This is a genomic window from Veillonella sp. 3891 (assembly GCF_003992315.1).
In the GTDB taxonomy this organism is placed as follows: domain Bacteria; phylum Bacillota; class Negativicutes; order Veillonellales; family Veillonellaceae; genus F0422.
The window spans coordinates 24,018-42,669 of sequence record NZ_RQVE01000014.1 but is presented as its reverse complement, the minus strand read 5'-3'; the positions used below and the strand labels follow the sequence as shown (position 1 = coordinate 42,669).

The window sequence follows — 18,652 nt, the reverse complement described above, 5'->3', positions numbered from 1 at the left end:
TCCCATCCCGAACACAGTAGTTAAGCTCGTAAACGCCGAAAGTACTTGGCTGGAAACGGCCTGGGAGGATAGGAAGTCGCTGATTTGGATTAGCGAGGGCTAGCGTTTGCTAGCCCAGCTAAATACCTTGGTTCTGCTACAAGAATCACTTGACAAAGTATCAACTTTACGTTATACTAATAAAGTCGTAAAGATAGGGGTATAGCTCAATTGGTAGAGTAGCGGTCTCCAAAACCGTTGGTTGTGGGTTCAAGTCCTACTGCCCCTGCCAACTAAATTACATATGACTCAGTAGCTCAGCTGGATAGAGTGTTTGACTACGAATCAAAAGGTCGGGGGTTCGAATCCCTCCTGGGTCACCATCTTATGCGGGAGTGGCGGAATTGGCAGACGCACCAGACTTAGGATCTGGCGCCATTGGCGTGGGGGTTCAAGTCCCTTCTCCCGCACCAATTTAGAAGATAAGCGAATAGTTATATTCGCTTTTTTTGTATATGTATTGCAAATATGGCAAGTACAAGTGTTGGTACAAGGAGGTTGCTATGAAAGTTACAGATTTAAGCTTTTTAGCATCTGCGGTTTCTGGTTTACGTGAAACTCGTTGGAACAAAGAAATATTCAAAGCCTTTTTCTTCGGTCTTACAGTAGGTGCGTATTTAATATATGCAGCCCTTCATTATATTGAAGAATCCACAAATACGGCGATTAAAGAAAACTTAGAATAATCATAAGGGCTATAGTTATCTATAGCCCTTTTCTTGTATTTTTGATATATCTAAATCTCTGGATTCTTTTCTTCACAGTATAGTTTTCGAACTATATTTAGATAGTATTGAAAAATTAATTTTTAGACTTATATATAATCCTGCCAAAGTAGATAGAATTCAAAAGAAATAAGCTTTGTATTGTGGTTTAGAACTAAATAAGTTTACTAGTGTAGCAAGGGCTATAGTATTATAATTAATAGGAAAGGAAATGGTATATGTCGATGACATATAAACCTGTATTAGATATAGAGGGAACAATGAAAGATACCATAGATGCGTTTTATAAAAAAGGGGCTGCGCAAATCTATGGGTTAGGAGGTTCGCAGAAATCGTTTATGTATAGCCAAGCTATGCTACAAGAGACACAGCGACCTACTTTGATTGTGACCCATGATAAAGCACATAAGGACATGTGGGAACGAGATATACAATGTCTATTACCCGAGGTTCAGGTATTATCGTATCCTATAGTGGATCGAGCGCTTTCACAGTGGACGGCAAAGAGTTTAGATACACAGGCTAAACGGATGGAAGCCTTAGGAAACTTAGCGTTAGGTAAACCAGTGATTGTATTGGCTACGGTGGAAGAGGCAAGTCAGTTTGTAGGTGCACCATCTTCTGTATTAGATCATATGATAACTCTACAGGTAGAGCAAGATATAGATCAACAATATTTGTTGGAAAAATTAGTGCAAATTGGATACGAACGAGTGGACCAGGTGGAATATCGTGGTCATTTTAGCGTGCGTGGAGATATTGTAGATATATTCCCTATCCAAAGTGAATCGCCTTATCGTTTTGAGTTTTTCGGCGATACTATCGACACGATGCGCCAATTCAATGTGGATACACAACGGTCTATGGGGGAAACTGAAGAATGTATGGTCTTACCGATCCATGCAAATAGTGATGAGGAAGGTTACTCTATACTTTCCTATTTAGACCAAGGGTTACTAATTTTAGATGAGCCAAAACGGTTAGAAGAAGCTTTAGGCAAAGTGCATAAAGAAGATGCGACGAATGAAGAGTTATATATGCTGTGGAAAGATTGGAAAGCATCTTCTAAGGCACATACAACTATTTTATTCAGTATGATGCAACGTTCTGCTGGATGGGGGAAGGTGCAGACTATCGGTATGATGGGGAAATCTATTGCCTCTTATGAACGGCAGATTCCTATGCTCATGGATGATATTAAGTTTAATGCTTCTTTAAAACGACAAATTGTATTGGTATTGCATAATCAGCAACGTCGTGAAGCCATAGAAAATGCTTTACTAGAGAATAAGATTTCTTATGTGCATCGAGAGCATTGGGAATGGACAGCACCGGCTGTGCTTATTGTGGACGGTATTCTTTCAGAGGGATTTGAGTTACCTCATTCCAACCTGACTGTTATCACAGAAGGGAATATTTTCGGCTTTCAGAAGAAAAAAATTGGGAAGAAAGTAGAAAAGGGTCAGGAGATAAAATATTTTACGGATATCAGTGTAGGCGATTATGTTGTACATAGCATCCATGGTATTGGTAAATATCGAGGTCTTAAGACGATTGAGACGGAAGGCATTCATCGAGATTACATTGAAATTGATTATGCTGGTACGGATCGGCTCTTCTTGCCAGCAGACCATTTGGACCAACTGCAAAAATATATTGGTAATGAAGGGGTTACACCGAAATTACACAAAATGGGCGGTAAGGAATGGATTAAAACAAAAACGAAAGCTCAAAAATCCATTGATGATTTAGCGGATACCTTGGTGGAACTTTATGCAAAACGTGAGCTTATTGAGGGCTATGCATTCTTACCAGACCAACCTTGGCAACGAGAGTTTGAAGATCAATTCCCTTATGAAGAAACAGATGACCAGTTGCAGGCTATTCAAGAAATTAAAGAATCTATGGAATCCCCACGTCCAATGGATAGATTGTTATGCGGTGACGTAGGATTTGGCAAAACAGAAGTGGCTATGCGGGCCATGTTCAAGGCTGTCATGAGTGGAAAGCAAGTGGCTATGCTAGTGCCCACTACGGTGCTTTCAGAGCAACATTTTAAAACATTCATGTATCGATTCTCACAGTTTGGAGTTCGCGTAGAAGTATTAAATCGATTCCGTTCTGCCAAAGAAAAGAAGGATATCATCAAAGCCGTACAAGATGGTCAAGTAGATATCTTAATCGGCACCCATGCCTTATTGAGTAAGCAAATACAGTTCAAAAAGCTAGGCCTATTAGTAGTGGATGAAGAACAACGATTTGGGGTAGCGCAAAAAGAAAAATGGAAACAATGGGCTACGAATATTGATATTTTAACCCTCAGTGCCACACCGATTCCGCGGACCTTGCATATGTCCTTGGTAGGGGTTCGGGAAATGAGTGTCATTCATACACCGCCAATGGAGCGGTTACCAGTACAAACTTATGTGGTAGAGTTTGATATGCAAGTGGTGACGGAAGCGATTCGTCGTGAGCTACAACGAGGTGGACAGGTGTATTTTGTATATAACAAGGTACAGTCCATTACGCATATGGAAGAGCAATTACAACGTGCCATGCCGGACTTACGCATTGCAGTGGCCCATGGACAAATGGCAGGAACTATGATGGAACATGTGATGCAAGACTTTACAGAGGGGCAATATGATGTGCTCTTATGTACGAGCATTATCGAAACGGGCTTAGATATTCCGAATGCCAATACCATTATTATCTACGATGCAGACCACTTGGGTCTTTCACAGTTGTACCAAATGCGAGGACGTGTGGGACGTTCTAGTCAGCGGGCCTATGCCTATTTCATGTATCGTCCCGATAAGGTGTTAAATGAAAGCGCCGAAAAACGGTTGAAAGCTATCCAAGAATTTACTGAATTGGGGGCAGGATTTAAGCTAGCTATGCGAGATATGGAAATTCGTGGAGCGGGCAATTTATTAGGGGCTCAACAACATGGTAATATTGCGGCGGTAGGTTTTGCTATGTATGCTGCCATGTTAGAAGAAGCCATCGCTAAAGTACAGAAAAAAGATATGCCAGAACGGCCATTGCCAGCACCAGTGGTGGATGTGGGCATCGATGCTTTTATAGACAGTGCTTACATTCATGATGAAGCTCGCAAAATTTCTGTGTACCAACGATTGTTACAAATTGATACAAAAGCTGGTTTAGACGATTTTGTAGATGAATTGATCGACCGTTTTGGATCCCCTACGAAACCAGTGGAACGCCTTATCAAGCTAGCAAGTATTAAAGAACGTGCTCGTGCTTTAGGCATGAAGAGCATCATTCGTAAAGATGGGAATATTCTATTAACTTGGCAAGATGAATCGAAAATGGAAGATTGGGATATGGGAGCCATTAGTGAAACTATTTGGAAACATATGAAGCATCGTGGGTCGAATCCAACAGTATGGGCATACACTCTGCAAACTGGTGATGTAATTCGCCAAGTAGAACAAGTAATGAGTGAGTTTGAACGAAAACTTCCAAAGGAGGGCTAATATGACAGGATTTATGAAAGGAGCTATGATCTTAACCGTAGCAGGGTTACTGGTGAAAGTCATAGGAGCCATCAGTAAGGTCATTGTAGCCCGTATTTTGGGCGGTGAAGGGGTAGGGCTGTACCAAATGGCCTATTCTCTGTATCAGCTTATCATTAGCATTGGCGCAGCGGGTTTGCCGGTGGCTATTTCCATTATGATTGCTCGTAAAGTAGGACAGGAGGACTTTCGAGGGGCACGACATATCTTTAAGGTCGCCTTGACCACTATGGGGATTATAGGTGTATTGCTGAGTATAGGATTTTACCTAGCCATTCCTTATGTCATCGAGGTGGGTCTTATTACAGATAGTCGAGCAGAAGGTGCTTTATTAGCGGTAGCCCCTGCTATTGGGATTGTATCCTTGCTGGCGTGTTTTCGTGGCTACTTTCAGGGATTTCAAAATATGCTACCCACCGGTATATCCCAGGTGTGCGAACAGTTAGGACGTGTCCTTGTGATGGTAGGGGCAGCTATCTATTTCTTGCCCCAAGGCATTGAGTTAGCATCCAGTCGAGCGGCCTTATCTTCTGTGATCGGTGTCGGTTTAGGACTTGTGGTGTTGCTGTATTATTATGGACGAGAAGCTAGGCTAGAAGGGCAGGTATACCCTTTAGAATCACCGCGCAAAATCATACAAGAACTAATCGTATTGGCTCTTCCAGTGGCACTAGCCAATATTATGATACCTCTCATAGGAGCTATCGATTTATGGTTAGTACCACAACAGCTGATGCTATCGGGATATGGCAAGGAAGAGGCGACCACAGCCTTTGGGTATTTGACGGGGATGGCTACTTCCTTGATTAGTTTACCTGTCATCGTGACCATGTCCTTAGCTACAAGCTTGGTACCTGCTATATCTAGACTACATAGAGAACGAGATCAAGAAGAAATTCATCATCGTATGCGAACGGCACTACGGATGACAAATATTGTAACTATCCCTGCTTTTGTCGGATTATGTGTATTGGCTACACCCATCTCTCAGATGATGTTCAACACGCCAAATGCAGGTGGTGCCATTGCGGTTCTTAGCGCTAGTATTTGGTTATTAGGGGTACAACAGGTTACCACAGGTGCCTTACAGGGCTTAGGACATACAGCAATCCCTATGTTTACATTGCTCTTAGGGGCGGTACTGAAAATCTTACTAAACCTCTATTTAACACCACAATGGGGCATTGAAGGAGCTGCGTGGGCTACCAATGTAGACTTTGGCATTGCGGCAATAGCGAATGTATATATACTGTATCGCAGTACATCGTTTCAGGTTTCTTTCATAGAAATTGGAAAAATACTATTCTCGTCCCTAGCCATGGGGGGCGGTACGGTGATGGTTTATAATTTTATAAGTACTATCCTATCGAATACGATGAGTGTGGCACTTTCTATCGTTCTGGGAATTCTATTCTATGTGGTAGCATTAGGTATCACGAAAACGATGGAATTGAAAGAATTTAAAAGTTTGGCAAAACAAGCTATGAAGAAAGGAGGATCTAAGTGAGTCAAAAAGAAATGAGTCCTTTTACATTGGATCCCTTGGTGGAGGTACTAGCTGAATTGCGGGGACCTAATGGATGCTCTTGGGACAAATTGCAAACTCATAGTTCCTTGCGGAGATATTTATTAGAAGAAGTCTATGAAACTCTAGAAGCAATTGACGAACAAAATGTAGATCATTTACGAGAAGAGTTAGGCGATTTGTTGCTACAAATTGTATTCCATGCGCGAGTGGCGGAAGAAAATGGACATTTCACGATGCAAGATGTGGTGGATGACATAACGGCAAAAATGATACGGCGCCACCCTCATGTGTTCCAAACAGCAGACCGAAAAACAGTGGGGGATACATTAGCTAATTGGGAAGAATTGAAGGCGAAGGAAAAAGGGCACGAACGCACATCTATTTTGGATGGAATTTCTCCCGGCTTACCAGCTCTGTTACGAGCCCAAAAATTGCAAGAAAAAGCAAGTAAAGTAGGCTTTGATTGGCCTACGGAAGAAGGGGTATGGGCTAAGTTTTATGAAGAAATAGATGAATTTAAACAAGAAATAATCAAAAAAGATGCAGAAAAAGCAGAAGAAGAGGGAGGAGATGTACTTTTTTCCTTGATAAATCTGTTTAAATGGTATAAAATAGTCGGAGAAAACGCACTACACCGCACAAACACAAAGTTTATACGGCGTTTTTCTTCCGTGGAACAAGAGGTTCAACGGAGTGGAAAACAATGGGATGATTTTACTCTCGAAGAGCTAGATGAATTTTGGGAAGCGGCTAAGGTGAAACTTAACTCGAATGATTAAGTTAGAGGATACTATTTTTAAGGGAGGTTCAATCATGAACAAAACTGAATTAATCGCAAGTGTTGCAGCAAAAGCTGAATTGACAAAAAAAGATGCTGAAAAAGCAGTAAAAGCTTTATTCGACACAATCGGCGAAGCATTAGCGAAAGAAGAAAAAGTACAAGTTATCGGTTTCGGTACTTTCGAAGTTCGTACTCGTGCTGAACGTACTGGTCGCAACCCTCGTACAAAAGAAGAAATGACAATTCCAGCGTCCAAAGCCCCAGCTTTCAAAGCAGGTAAACAATTAAAAGATCTTGTTAATGGACCAGCTGCGCCAGTTCGCAAAAAATAATTCAGGTCATTCCTAAGAGATGTAAATAACGCCACGGTTCCATGCCTATATGGTTTGGAATAGTGGCGTTGTTTTGTATCTCTTTTAATTTGTGATAGAATAGACATAATGTAGTGTTCTAATGAACTCATTAGGACTAGGTAAATCGTTATGACGCATCTAAAGAAAGGAGGTCTCATGGGTCAACGTATTTTAATCGTATCTGCTTCCATCGGAACAGGTCATACGCAAGCAGCGCTCGCCATACAGGAATATTGGCAACAGAAGGATCCAAGTGCTGTAGTACATCATGTAGACTTCCTTGGAACAGATACGTTCTCTTTTGATAATCTGTTGAAAGAAACGTACTTCAAGATGCTTGACTTTTTCCCCTTCCTCTATGATATCGTGTATCGATGGTCGGGGGCTGAATGGAAAGGTAGTGTAGCACAGACCGTAGTGTCTTGGATGCTGAAAAATCGAATGGAAAAGCTCATTGAAAAGGAAGCTCCAGATTTAATTGTCTGTACCCATCCCTTTCCCTGCGGGGCTGCCAGTGTATTGAAACGGCATCGGAAAATCGATATTCCTATTGCAGCAGTACTCACAGATTTTGCAGCTCATCAATTTTGGCGCTATGATGAAATCGATGCGTACCATGTGGCAATACCATCTATGGTGTACGAAGTGCTAAATATGGGAGTGCCCTTGGAAAAAATCCATGTGACGGGCATTCCTATTATGCGCCATTTTTTTGAACCCTTAGAGGAACCCTATGGTAGCGATCAGTGTAAGCGTGTACTGCTCATGGGAGGTGGCCTTGGCCTAGGCTGTGTAGAAGAAGCGTTACAACGGTTAGATCATGTACCGGGCATCGATGAAATTCATGTAGTGGCTGGCTTAAACGATGGATTGTACAACTCGTTACATCATATGAAAGATTCCCTACGCACACCGATTTCTATTTATGGATATACTAATGAGATTCCGCAGTTGATGCGGAAAGCGACCTTGCTTGTGACAAAACCTGGGGCCCTGACTTGTATGGAAGGGGTCACCATCGGGGTACCAATGGTATTCTTTAATGCCATCCCTGGGCAAGAAGAAGCCAACGCAGAACTATTAGAACAAAAGGGCTGTGGCAAGTGGGCACGACACATTGAAAACTTGGATGATGTAGTCGGTGCTTTGTTACAAAATGAGGAACGGTTGCAGGCCATGCATGAAGCGGCTAAAGCTTGGAAGGTTGATGGAGCAGCGGAAATCGTAGCTGCTTGTGAAGAGATGATTGCACATAAGACAGAGAAAAGTTAAATACAATAGGAAACTGTTGAGGCTAGAGTAGCAATGATTCCCTTAGGTATATAAGCTGAATAAAAAAGGCTGTCACACCATGTACACAGTACATGGGATGACAGCCTTTTGCTGTATTACTCGCTATAGGAGTCCATTTCAGAATCGTAACGCTCGATATTTTCATTGCGAATATCTTGCAACGTATCTAGCAATTCTTCCGCACTTTCCACACGTAGGAACAAGTCTTTCAACTCTTCGCCGTTCGAAAGTGTTACGCTCCATTGAAATGTATCATTATCATCATACACAGAAACAATTACAGGCGTATCCATTGAAACAGGAATGCGGCCATCCTCATCGGAAACAATGGCGTATTGACCATCTTCTTCCTCGCTACCATCAGATAGTTCGTACAATAGAACATCCCGTTCGTCAACTTCTACAATTTCAAAACCAATATCTTCAAACTCTTGCTGAACCGTGTCAGTGTCCATGACAACCTCCTTATAAAATAATGAATATATTACTTTCATTCTAATCCATGGAAGTAGGCGTGTCAATGCAAATCTATAGTTGACATACGTATGAGCACGTACTATATTAAGTATAAGGTTTACTTTTGTGTGCAATTAGTAATTTCGTATATAACTAAATGAAAGCTGGTGATTGTATTGGTAACACCCAAAGAAGTATTGAAAGAATTAAAAAAGGACGGTTCGTATATTGATCGAATACGAGGGTCTCATCATATGTTAAAACATACTAGCAAAGCTGGACGTGTTACAGTACCTGTACATAAAGAAGATTTAAAGCCTAAAACATAACATACAATATTAAAGCAAGCGGGAATTAAATAAAGTAATGACGATGAAATAGGAGGTATACTATGAGAAAAGAAATGTATCCAGCGATTTTTAGCAGTGATGGAAATGGGGGATACACCATAAGTTTTCCAGACTTGTTAGGCTGTGTTACAGAAGGTGATACATTGGCAGAAGCTGTAGAAATGGCGGAAGATGCTTTGGGGCTTTACTTATATTCATTAAGTGAAGATAAAGAAACATTTCCAACACCTACCAACCCAACAGATGTTCAATGTAGTTCGGGCGAGTTTATAGGATTAGTAAAATGGGATGAAGAAGCATATTTGAGAAAGACAGATAATCGAGCTGTAAAAAAAACGCTTACCATTCCTAGTTGGCTAAATCATAAGGCAGAAGAGAAAAATTTAAATTTTTCTAAAATATTACAAAGTGCATTAAAACAAGAATTAGGAATTGTATAAACGAATATGAACATCTTAACATTACAAAATATAGAAAAATCCTATGGCACACGGTTATTATTTAAAAACGTAAATGTAACCATAGCCTCTCATCATCGCATTGGCTTAATTGGTGTCAATGGAACAGGAAAAACAACTTTATTGCAGGTCTTAGAAGGAACGCAAGAACCAGATAAGGGTAGTATAGAGCGAAATGGGAAGGCCACAATTCATCGATTGGAACAAGATCCGTATATTGATGAAACAAACACATTGCTAGACAATGTATTATTAGGGGACCATCCGAAACTTTCATTGGTGCGAGATTTTGAAAGAGCTTTACAAGATCCAGAATCGCCGCAGTATATGAAATTATTAGCGCGCATGGATGAAGAAGATGGCTGGATTGTAGAACAAGAAGCGAAAATGATATTGACTCGTCTTGGCTTTCACGATGTACATGGGTCAGCAAAGTCATTATCTGGGGGACAACGGCGGAGACTGGCATTAGCTAGAGCCTTGGTCTATCCTTGTGATTTATTATTGCTTGATGAGCCTACGAATCATTTGGACGAGGCCACCATTGAATGGCTAGAACTATATTTAAAAGATAGAAAAGGCGCCGTATTATTGAGCACCCATGATAGATATTTCCTAGATGCCGTATGCAACACCATATGGGAATTATCAAATCAGACCATATATGAATTTCAAGAGACCTATGAAACCTATGTATCGTTGAAAGAAGAACGAGAAGCGCAGTTAGATGCTATTGAAGAAAAACGGAGAAAGTTAATTGCTAGTGAACTGAAGTGGGTGCGCCGTGGTGCGAAGGCACGAACCACGAAACAGAAGGCACGATTGCAACGATTTGAGCAATTGAAAGCTATGGAAAAACGACAAAAGGTAGGCACTGTAGATCCTATCGTATTAGCCTCTCGTTTAGGAAATACAATCTTCGACATAGAACATCTATCCTTTTCCTATGATACAGGACGAGAGGTGATTAAAGATTTCACCTATCATATGGTACGCCATGATCGTATCGGTGTGGTGGGACCTAATGGAATTGGTAAGACGACCTTGATGAAGCTATTCCAAGGTGCATTAGAACCGACCGAGGGCACTATGGGGCGTGGAGAAACAGTTCGCATTGGATATTTCTCACAACAATTACCAATCTTTAAAGAAGACCAACGGGTGTTGGACTATATTCGAGAAAATCGCTCCTACTTGCACTTGCCCGATGGTAGCTCTATAAGTGCCGGTCAACTATTGGAACGCTTTTTATTTCCGCCCTCTCATCATGGTTTGCCAATCCGTAAGTTATCTGGTGGTGAAAAACGTCGTCTCTTTTTATTGCGTATCTTAATGGATGCACCGAATGTGCTCCTCCTAGATGAGCCAACTAATGACCTAGATATTCCGACTCTAGAAGTGTTGGAAGATTTCTTAGATTCTTATAGTGGTATTGTCATCACCGTGTGCCATGATCGATACTTTCTAGATCGTGTAGTAGATAAACTCTTTGTATTCACCGGAGACGGGCACATCGAGGTGTATCATGGAGGTTACTCCGATTATGAAGCGGATACGAACCTAACCAGTGCCATGGGTGGTGATACAAAACGTGGTGTCCTACGTCATGCTGTACAGGTACAGGGCGGCTCCGCTGATCCTAAGGAGCAGGATGTGGAACACCATGATAATGAAGGGGGGCTAGTGGATACTGAAAGTGAGGGTATACATACAACGTCACGTGCTACAGGCATAGATGTGAATGCGAGTATGAATCCAGTAGCGATAAAGACTACTGTGGATAGCAACGAAGGTGCTAAAAAGAAACTGACCCTAGGGGAGATGAAGGAACTTGAACAATTAGAACTTCGCATTGCAGAATTAGAAGGCCTAGTGAAAGCTTATGATGCCATGATTGCTCAAGGGGGCAGTGACTATAGCGCTATTGAAAATACCATTAAAGAACGAGAACAAGTGGTAGAAGAATTAGAAATGAGTACCTTACGTTGGTTGGAATTGGAGGAGAGGAAGTAAACGTATCTTAGTGTAGTTTGAGATGGTTTATATTGGTTAATGTAAACAATAAAAAATGATAAATATTTTTAATTTTTAAATACTTTTAAAAATTTACATATTGAATAATTGGTGGTATACTTCGGGTAAAGGTGGAAATAGATAGAATATGTCAGTACTCTGCCGTGTCAAGCGAGGAAACTTGGACACTCCCACATCATGGGCGGTCTGGCTGCTATCTAGTCTACTTAGTTTGATGTTTTCTTTTATCATGAAAAAACAGTTAGCAGTATTAGCAGCAACAGCAGTATTGGGTGTGACTTCAGCATTTGCAGCAAATCCTTTCTCTGATGTGACGCCACAAGATTGGGCATACCAAGCAGTAGCTCAATTGGCAGCACAAGGCGTAGTGAACGGGTATCCAGATGGCACTTTCCAAGGTCAACACAACATCACTCGTTACGAAATGGCACAAATGGTTGCCAAAGCATTAGTTCGTCAAGATCGTGTTGACGCTGAACAAAATGCAATCATCAACCGCTTAGCTAATGAATTCTCCGCTGAATTGAACAACTTAGGCGTTCGTGTAGCTACATTAGAAAACAAAGTGGGCAACTTCAAATTCACTGGTGATGCACGTTTGAAATTTGTGGGCAATGAAAAAACTACCGATTCTTATACATACTTTAAAAAAGATGATAAAGGCCATGCTACAGATGGATTCTATAAAGAAAAAACAATCAGAAAATCCAATTTTGATTATCGTGGACGTGTTCAATTTGCAGCGACTGTCAATGACAACACAAAAGCTGTAATTCGTATGACAGCTAACAAAGAGTTTGGTGCAGCAGGTACTCCAGCAGCAAAAATTGATCGTATCTATGTGCAACATAATTTTGGAAAATACCTAACAGCTACAGCTGGCCGTCATGACTTATTTGTTGGTGGTGGCTTAACATATGATGGCGTAACAGAAGGTGCTACTGTTATGGTAGGTAAAGATGCGTTAAATGCATCCGTAACTTATGGTTATGCACCTGACTTAGCTTTTAAAGTAGTACAAGGTACTACTAAAGATAAACCAGGTACAGGATTCTATACAGAGTCAGGTTATGCAGATAATCAACGTGATAATGCACAATTAACAGTATTCCAAATCAATGGTAAAGTAGGTCCTAAAGTAGATCTTGGTGCATTCTATACAAAAGTATCTGCTGTACGTGCTGGTAATACACAACATATGGCTGACGTAGCTACTTATTTAGGAGTTAAAGAAAAAGATTTGCCAAAAGCAACAGAAAAATTAGACTTCTATGGTGTACATGCTAATGCTGATTTAGGTCATAACGTAAAAGTGGATGGCGAGTTCGCTAAATTCAGTCATGTAAAACATTCTAATGCGTGGACAGCAGGTATCGCCTATGGCGCTTATGATATGAAAAAAGCAGGCACTTGGATGTTAAAAGCTCAATATGTAGATCTTGATGTATTAGCTCCAGTATTCTCCTCTACATTCTGGACTCCATATAACCAAAACTTCAAAACTTGGGCAGTATCTGGTAAATATGCAGTGGCTAAAAATATTGGCTTAGCAGCATACTCCACATTGGGAGCAAAAGATAAACAAGGTAATGATGTAGCTGAATACTATCGTGCTGAATTAAACTACAAATTCTAATGCAATAGATATAAGTAGTATAACTGTATTATAAAAATTACAGATAAAATGGCGGTTAGTTGGTAGAACCAACTAACCGTTTTTGATACTTAACACCTATTTATAGATTTTATAGAGCATAAAGAATATGTAAGGTAGTATAAACTATGTAGCTTTTATGGACCATATAGGAGATAGTTAAAAATTCTATCGCAAGAAACATAAAATAAATATCGAAAAAAATCGTATATTGTTTGCAATTGCCAGGATATTATGGTACCATTAAGCATATCCAAAGTGGATACTATGATACAGAATCAGTACAATCAAAGTTGTATATATGTGGAGGAAACATGGACACTCCAATGAAAAAACGGTGAAGTGCACTGGTTATTTTATAGTATGCATAAATTTTATTTATTTTCATTGAGAGGTAATTATCATGAAAAAACAATTAGCAGTATTAGCTGCAACAGCAGTATTGGGTGTAACTTCTGCATTCGCAGCAAACCCATTCTCCGACGTAACTCCACAAGATTGGGCATACCAAGCAGTAGCTCAATTGGCTTCCCAAGGTATCGTTAATGGTTATCCAGATGGCACTTTCAAAGGCCAAAACAATATCACTCGTTACGAAATGGCTCAAATGGTAGCGAAAGCTTTAGTTCGTCAAGATCGTGTTGATGCTGAACAAAATGCAATCATCAACCGTTTAGCTAACGAATTCTCCGCTGAGTTGAACAACTTAGGTGTTCGTGTAGCTACATTGGAAAACAAAGTGGGCAACTTTGCATTCACTGGTGATGCTCGTTTAAAATATGAAGGATCTCACACTACAGAAAATGCATATGTAAATAATGAAGACAGCGAAACGGATAAACGTTCTAAATTTGACTACCGTGCACGTGTACAATTCGAAGCAACTGTAAATGACAACACGAAAGCAGTAGTTCGTTTAGCAACAGGCGATAAAGAGTTTGGTGCAGCAGGTAACCCTGAAACAACATTAGATCGCGTATATGTACAACATAACTTTGGTAAATATGCAACAGCTACAGTAGGTCGTCAAGACTTAGTAATTGGTAGCGGTCTTACTTATGATGGAGCTTTCGAAGGTGCACAAGCAACTGTTGGTAAAGATAAATTAAATGCAACTGTATCCTATGGTTATATGGTTGATGGAGATTTAGCTGATTTATCCCGTGAAGAAAATGCACAAACTACATCTTATCAATTAAACGCAAAACTAGGTAAACATGTTGATGCAAAAGGCTACTATGTTCAATATCATGGCGATAAATCTGTAAACTACTTTGGTGGTGCAGTAGATACTCATTTTGGTCCACATAGCAAAGTATGGTTAGGTGGCGAGTATTCTCGATTTGAAACATTAGGCGCAGCTGGTGAAGGCTGGACAGCAGGTATCGGTTATGGTAAATATGATATTACTAAACCAGGTACTTGGGGTGCAAAAGCTCAATACTTCCGTCTTGGAGAAGTATCTCCTGTAACATCTCCTACATGGAACTTACCTGATATTTCCAATTCTAACTTCCGTGGTTGGTTGGGAACTATTGATTATGCAGTGGCTAAAAATGTAGGTATTACTGCAAATGCTCAATTACGTGGTAAATATTTAGATGGTTACGAAGTACCGGATTATTACCGTGTAGAATTGAACTACCAATTCTAATTGAATAATTAGTAAAAAGAACTCCTTCGGGGGTTCTTTTTTTGCTTTATAATATATGTTAGAACGATTCATAAAAGACTGGGATTAGTCTACCAATTTATTTTCACCTATACCCCTCATTTTGCCCTATAACCTGAATCTGAACTATAGAACGAAACGAGTTGGTATTCATAGTGATGAGTTTAAATGGCAATGTATATGATTAAAATACATTGAAGAATGAGGTAAATGCATGAATTGTTGCCATGTTAGTCATTTTATGATATTATAAATGTAATCCAAGTGGATATCTAAAGGAACTGTATGACACTATATAAAAATGTGAGGAAACATGGACACTCCATTGAAATATGAAAATGATGCACGACTTAGGTTTTCACTTGGGTATGTGTATTTTTTATTTTTCATTGAGAGGTAATTATCATGAAAAAACATTTAGCAGTATTAGCTGCAACAGCAGTATTGGGTGTTACTTCTGCATTCGCAGCAAACCCATTCTCCGATGTAACTCCACAAGATTGGGCATACCAAGCAGTAGCTCAATTAGCTTCCCAAGGTATCGTTAACGGTTACCCAGATGGCACATTCAAAGGCCAACAAAACATCACTCGTTATGAAATGGCTCAAATGGTAGCTAAAGCTTTAGTTCATCAAGATCGTGTTGACGCTGAACAAAACGCTATCATCAACCGTTTAGCTAACGAGTTCTCCGCTGAGTTGAATAACTTAGGCGTTCGTGTTGCTGCATTGGAAAACAAAGTGGGTAACTTCAAATTCACTGGTGACGCTCGTTTGAAATTTACTGGTACAGAAAAAGAAACTAACACATTTGAAGTTCTTGATAAGCCAAATGCAGATGGAGAACTTATTGAACCAAAAACTGTCAAAAAGTCTAAATTTGATTATCGTGGTCGTGTACAATTTGCAGCAACTGTAAATGAAAATACAAAAGCAGTTGTTCGCTTAACAGCTAGTAAAGAGTTCGGTGCAGCAGGAAATCCTGAAACTGCTATTGATCGTGTATATGTACAACATAACTTTGGTAAACAATTGACTGCTACTGCAGGTCGTCATGATGTAACAATTGGTGCAGGTTTAACATATGATGATGTATTAGAAGGTGCTACAGTTATGGCGGGTAAAGATAGTCTAAATGTGGCAGTTGTTTATGGTTATGCTCCAGAATTAAAATATAATGCTGTAGTTGGTAGTACAAAAGATAAACCAGGAACAGACTTTAAAGAAATCTCTTTATATGCAGATAATCAAAAAGATAATGCACAATTGGCAATTTTCCAATTAAATGGTATGGTTGGAAAGAATGTTAAATTAGGCGGATTCTATACTAAAGTTAATGGTGTAAAAGCTGTTGATGCAGTTAATTTTGCTCTTGGTGGAGAAGGTGCCTTACCAGAAAAAGTAAGTAAAGATTTAGCTAAAAAATCTTTAGATTTCTACGGTTTTAATGCAAAAGCTATGTTAGGTTCTAAAGTAACTGTAGATGGTGAATTTGCAAAATTCAAAGATATTAAACATTCTAATGCATGGACTGCAGGTATTGCATATGGCGATTATAATATGAAAAAACAAGGTACATGGATGGTGAAAGCTCAATATGTAAATCTTGATACATTAGCTCCAGTATTCTCTTCTACATTCTGGACTCCATACAACCAAAACTTTAAAACTTGGGCTGTATCCAGTAAGTATGCAGTAGCTAATAATGTTGGCTTGGCAGCATACTCTACAATTAATGCTAAAGATAAAGACGGTAATAGCGTAGCTGATTACTATCGTGCAGAACTTAACTACAATTTCTAATTTGCTAGTTACACATACAAAAAGAACTCCTTCGGGAGTTCTTTTTTATATGATAAATGATGGATTGTAAATAGGATTACTCCATATACTTAGGGATTGTATTAAAAGTATGGAGTCAATGTATTCAATTTTTATTTGCAATTTAAGTGAAACTTGGGGCTAAGTAAGTCTTTATTAATTATCTTGATATAGGAGTTTTAAAGGTCTAAAATGATGTATGAAAAGATTGGAATAATAAATGTTATAGCCAATAGTTAGATATGATTATTAAAAGTATATATATCTTGAATACAAAAAATAAACGAAACGCTTATTTATTAGGAAGTATTTGCTTTATATGGATATTCTATGATATGATACTTTCAAGTCAAGTATGTTTGCTATGATTTAGATTATAGATATGTCATTACTGAATGTTGAGGAAACTTGGACACTCCATGAAAAGTAATACGATGATATAATCAGTCAAGCTATATATATGAGACGATGTATATTATTTTATTTTTCATTGAGAGGTAATTATCATGAAAAAACATTTAGCAGTATTAGCAGCAACAGCAGTATTGGGTGTAACTTCAGCGTTTGCAGCAAATCCTTTCTCTGATGTGACACCACAAGATTGGGCATACCAAGCAGTAGCTCAATTGGCAGCACAAGGCGTAGTTAACGGCTACCCAGATGGTACATTCAAAGGACAAAACAACATCACTCGTTACGAAATGGCACAAATGGTAGCTAAAGCATTAGTTCGTCAAGATCGTGTTGACGCTGAACAAAATGCAATCATCAACCGTTTAGCTAACGAATTCTCCGCTGAGTTGAACAACTTAGGCGTTCGTGTTGCTACATTGGAAAACAAAGTGGGCAACTTTAAATTCACTGGTGATGCTCGTCTTCGTTACACTGGTAAAAACGATGCTCGTGATTCTAAATTCGACTACCGTGGTCGTGTAAAATTCGAAGCAACTGTAAATGACAATACGAAAGCAGTAGTACGTTTAGCGGGTAGCAAAGAGTTCGGTGCAGAGGGTGCTCCTAAAGCTGAACTTGACCGTGTATATGTACAACATAACTTCGGTAAATATGCAACTGTAGCTGCTGGTCGCCAAGATTTGACAGTTGGTAATGGTCTTGCATTTGATGGTGGTACTTTTGAAGGTGTAGTTGCTACAGCTGGTAAAGATAAATTGAATGCGTCTGTGGCATATGGCTATCTACAAAGTGGAACATATGGTAAATTAGAACTTGATAAAGCGACTCGTGCTGAAAACTCCCAAGTAACAGTATATCAATTGAACACTATGCCAACTGAAAAATTAGCAGTAAAAGGTTTCTATGCTGATGCTCATGAAAAAAATGTACATAATGCATATGGTGCATCTCTAGATCTTAAACTTGGCAACAAAGTTTGGGCTGGCGGTGAATATGTGAAAACAGAAACTCAAGGTGCTAATGGTGAAGCTTGGACAGCGGGCTTAGGTTATGGAAATTATAACATGGCAAAACAAGGTACTTGGTCTGTTAAAGGTCAATACTACAATATTAAAAAAGATGCGCCTGTAATCGATTCCGCACTAGGTTTAGCGAAAAAAGGTAATAAAGGTGTATATGCAACAGCTAAATATGCTGTAGCTAAAAACGTAGGTCTTGCAGCTACTGCTACTATTGATACTAAAGATCAAGCTAACAAAGCACAAGCTGAATCCTATCGTGCAGAACTTAACTACAAATTCTAATTTGCAAGTTAATCATATAAAAAGAACTCCTTCGGGAGTTCTTTTTTTGTTTTTAATCTGATAAGTATTTCAATAAGCTATATTTGAGCTCTTTGTCAAATTTTGAGACAGCAATTAATCTATTCAGGATCTATAATTCATGTTGAGGATACTATAGAAAACGAGCCATTAGCATACGATAAAAAAGTTTTAGTTTTTGGTAAAGAAATAAATGCTAATTGAAATTTTTTC

14 protein-coding genes, 3 tRNA genes and 1 rRNA gene are annotated in these 18,652 nt (G+C 39.3%); 17 read left to right on the top strand and 1 reads right to left on the bottom strand.

What is annotated here, in order from left to right; all coding sequences use genetic code 11:
• The 10 genes from rrf to EO118_RS07365 all read left to right on the top strand — a co-directional run.
• Window positions 1-85: ribosomal RNA gene (rrf, locus tag EO118_RS07410) — 5S ribosomal RNA — on the top strand; the annotation flags it as partial.
• A 110-nt stretch (window positions 86-195) separates the two neighbouring features.
• Window positions 196-271, top strand: a tRNA-Trp gene (locus EO118_RS07405).
• Between the two features lie 14 nt (window positions 272-285).
• Window positions 286-362 (top strand) — tRNA-Arg (locus EO118_RS07400).
• 6 nt (window positions 363-368) lie between these two features.
• Window positions 369-452 (top strand) — tRNA-Leu (locus EO118_RS07395).
• 90 nt (window positions 453-542) lie between these two features.
• Window positions 543-725 (top strand): hypothetical protein, encoded by a 183-nt coding sequence (locus EO118_RS07390; protein ID WP_009353527.1) that lies wholly within the window; start codon window positions 543-545, stop codon window positions 723-725.
• Window positions 726-982: 257 nt separating this feature from the next.
• The gene (gene mfd, locus EO118_RS07385) at window positions 983-4,264 is read left to right on the top strand and encodes a transcription-repair coupling factor (RefSeq protein WP_127069336.1); all 3,282 of its coding nucleotides are present in this window, start codon (window positions 983-985) and stop codon (window positions 4,262-4,264) included.
• Window position 4,265: 1 nt separating this feature from the next.
• Window positions 4,266-5,810 carry a polysaccharide biosynthesis C-terminal domain-containing protein gene (locus EO118_RS07380; RefSeq protein WP_127069335.1) on the top strand — a complete coding sequence of 515 codons (1,545 nt, stop codon included), beginning with the start codon at window positions 4,266-4,268 and terminating at the stop codon, window positions 5,808-5,810.
• Window positions 5,807-6,610 (top strand): nucleoside triphosphate pyrophosphohydrolase, encoded by an 804-nt coding sequence (mazG, locus tag EO118_RS07375; RefSeq protein ID WP_240626933.1) that lies wholly within the window; start codon window positions 5,807-5,809, stop codon window positions 6,608-6,610. Before EO118_RS07380 ends, mazG begins: the two co-directional genes overlap by 4 nt.
• A 34-nt stretch (window positions 6,611-6,644) precedes the next feature.
• Entirely contained in the window at window positions 6,645-6,944 is a 300-nt protein-coding gene (locus EO118_RS07370; RefSeq protein ID WP_127069334.1) for an HU family DNA-binding protein, read from the top strand.
• Between the two features lie 177 nt (window positions 6,945-7,121).
• Window positions 7,122-8,237, top strand: coding sequence for a glycosyltransferase (locus EO118_RS07365; RefSeq protein WP_127069333.1), 1,116 nt, complete (start codon window positions 7,122-7,124; stop codon window positions 8,235-8,237).
• A 116-nt stretch (window positions 8,238-8,353) separates the two neighbouring features.
• Here EO118_RS07365 and EO118_RS07360 read toward each other — a convergent pair whose 3' ends face one another.
• Window positions 8,354-8,713: a hypothetical protein gene (locus EO118_RS07360; protein ID WP_127069332.1), complete on the bottom strand. Its 360-nt coding sequence runs from the start codon at window positions 8,711-8,713 to the stop codon at window positions 8,354-8,356.
• Window positions 8,714-8,881: 168 nt separating this feature from the next.
• On the opposite strand from EO118_RS07360, the gene EO118_RS07355 reads away from it, so the two are divergent.
• From EO118_RS07355 to EO118_RS07325, 7 genes are all read left to right on the top strand, one after another.
• Complete coding sequence (locus EO118_RS07355; RefSeq protein WP_240626934.1) at window positions 8,882-9,043, top strand: type II toxin-antitoxin system HicA family toxin; 162 nt, start codon at window positions 8,882-8,884, stop codon at window positions 9,041-9,043.
• A gap of 62 nt (window positions 9,044-9,105) precedes the next feature.
• Entirely contained in the window at window positions 9,106-9,504 is a 399-nt protein-coding gene (locus EO118_RS07350) for a type II toxin-antitoxin system HicB family antitoxin (RefSeq protein ID WP_127069330.1), read from the top strand.
• 6 nt (window positions 9,505-9,510) lie between these two features.
• On the top strand, window positions 9,511-11,535 hold the full coding sequence (locus EO118_RS07345; RefSeq protein ID WP_127069329.1) for an ABC-F family ATP-binding cassette domain-containing protein: 2,025 nt from the start codon (window positions 9,511-9,513) through the stop codon (window positions 11,533-11,535).
• Window positions 11,536-11,785: 250 nt separating this feature from the next.
• Complete coding sequence (locus EO118_RS07340) at window positions 11,786-13,192, top strand: S-layer homology domain-containing protein (protein ID WP_127069328.1); 1,407 nt, start codon at window positions 11,786-11,788, stop codon at window positions 13,190-13,192.
• A gap of 421 nt (window positions 13,193-13,613) precedes the next feature.
• Complete coding sequence (locus tag EO118_RS07335) at window positions 13,614-14,864, top strand: putative porin (RefSeq protein ID WP_127069327.1); 1,251 nt, start codon at window positions 13,614-13,616, stop codon at window positions 14,862-14,864.
• A gap of 420 nt (window positions 14,865-15,284) precedes the next feature.
• Complete coding sequence (locus EO118_RS07330) at window positions 15,285-16,685, top strand: S-layer homology domain-containing protein (RefSeq protein ID WP_164726256.1); 1,401 nt, start codon at window positions 15,285-15,287, stop codon at window positions 16,683-16,685.
• A gap of 524 nt (window positions 16,686-17,209) precedes the next feature.
• Window positions 17,210-18,421, top strand: a complete 1,212-nt coding sequence (locus EO118_RS07325) for an S-layer homology domain-containing protein (RefSeq protein ID WP_127069325.1) — start codon at window positions 17,210-17,212, stop codon at window positions 18,419-18,421.
• Window positions 18,422-18,652 lie beyond the last annotated feature (231 nt).

What these genes read in the sequence shown, in the direction of transcription:
- EO118_RS07390 (WP_009353527.1), top strand. Translation starts at nt 543, where the DNA reads ATGAAAGTTACAGATTTAAGCTTTTTAGCATCTGCGGTTTCTGGTTTA.
- mfd (WP_127069336.1), top strand. Translation starts at nt 983, where the DNA reads ATGTCGATGACATATAAACCTGTATTAGATATAGAGGGAACAATGAAA.
- EO118_RS07380 (WP_127069335.1), top strand. Translation starts at nt 4,266, where the DNA reads ATGACAGGATTTATGAAAGGAGCTATGATCTTAACCGTAGCAGGGTTA.
- EO118_RS07370 (WP_127069334.1), top strand. Translation starts at nt 6,645, where the DNA reads ATGAACAAAACTGAATTAATCGCAAGTGTTGCAGCAAAAGCTGAATTG.
- EO118_RS07365 (WP_127069333.1), top strand. Translation starts at nt 7,122, where the DNA reads ATGGGTCAACGTATTTTAATCGTATCTGCTTCCATCGGAACAGGTCAT.
- EO118_RS07360 (WP_127069332.1), bottom strand. Translation starts at nt 8,713, where the DNA reads ATGGACACTGACACGGTTCAGCAAGAGTTTGAAGATATTGGTTTTGAA.
- EO118_RS07350 (WP_127069330.1), top strand. Translation starts at nt 9,106, where the DNA reads ATGAGAAAAGAAATGTATCCAGCGATTTTTAGCAGTGATGGAAATGGG.
- EO118_RS07345 (WP_127069329.1), top strand. Translation starts at nt 9,511, where the DNA reads ATGAACATCTTAACATTACAAAATATAGAAAAATCCTATGGCACACGG.
- EO118_RS07340 (WP_127069328.1), top strand. Translation starts at nt 11,786, where the DNA reads ATGAAAAAACAGTTAGCAGTATTAGCAGCAACAGCAGTATTGGGTGTG.
- EO118_RS07335 (WP_127069327.1), top strand. Translation starts at nt 13,614, where the DNA reads ATGAAAAAACAATTAGCAGTATTAGCTGCAACAGCAGTATTGGGTGTA.
- EO118_RS07325 (WP_127069325.1), top strand. Translation starts at nt 17,210, where the DNA reads ATGAAAAAACATTTAGCAGTATTAGCAGCAACAGCAGTATTGGGTGTA.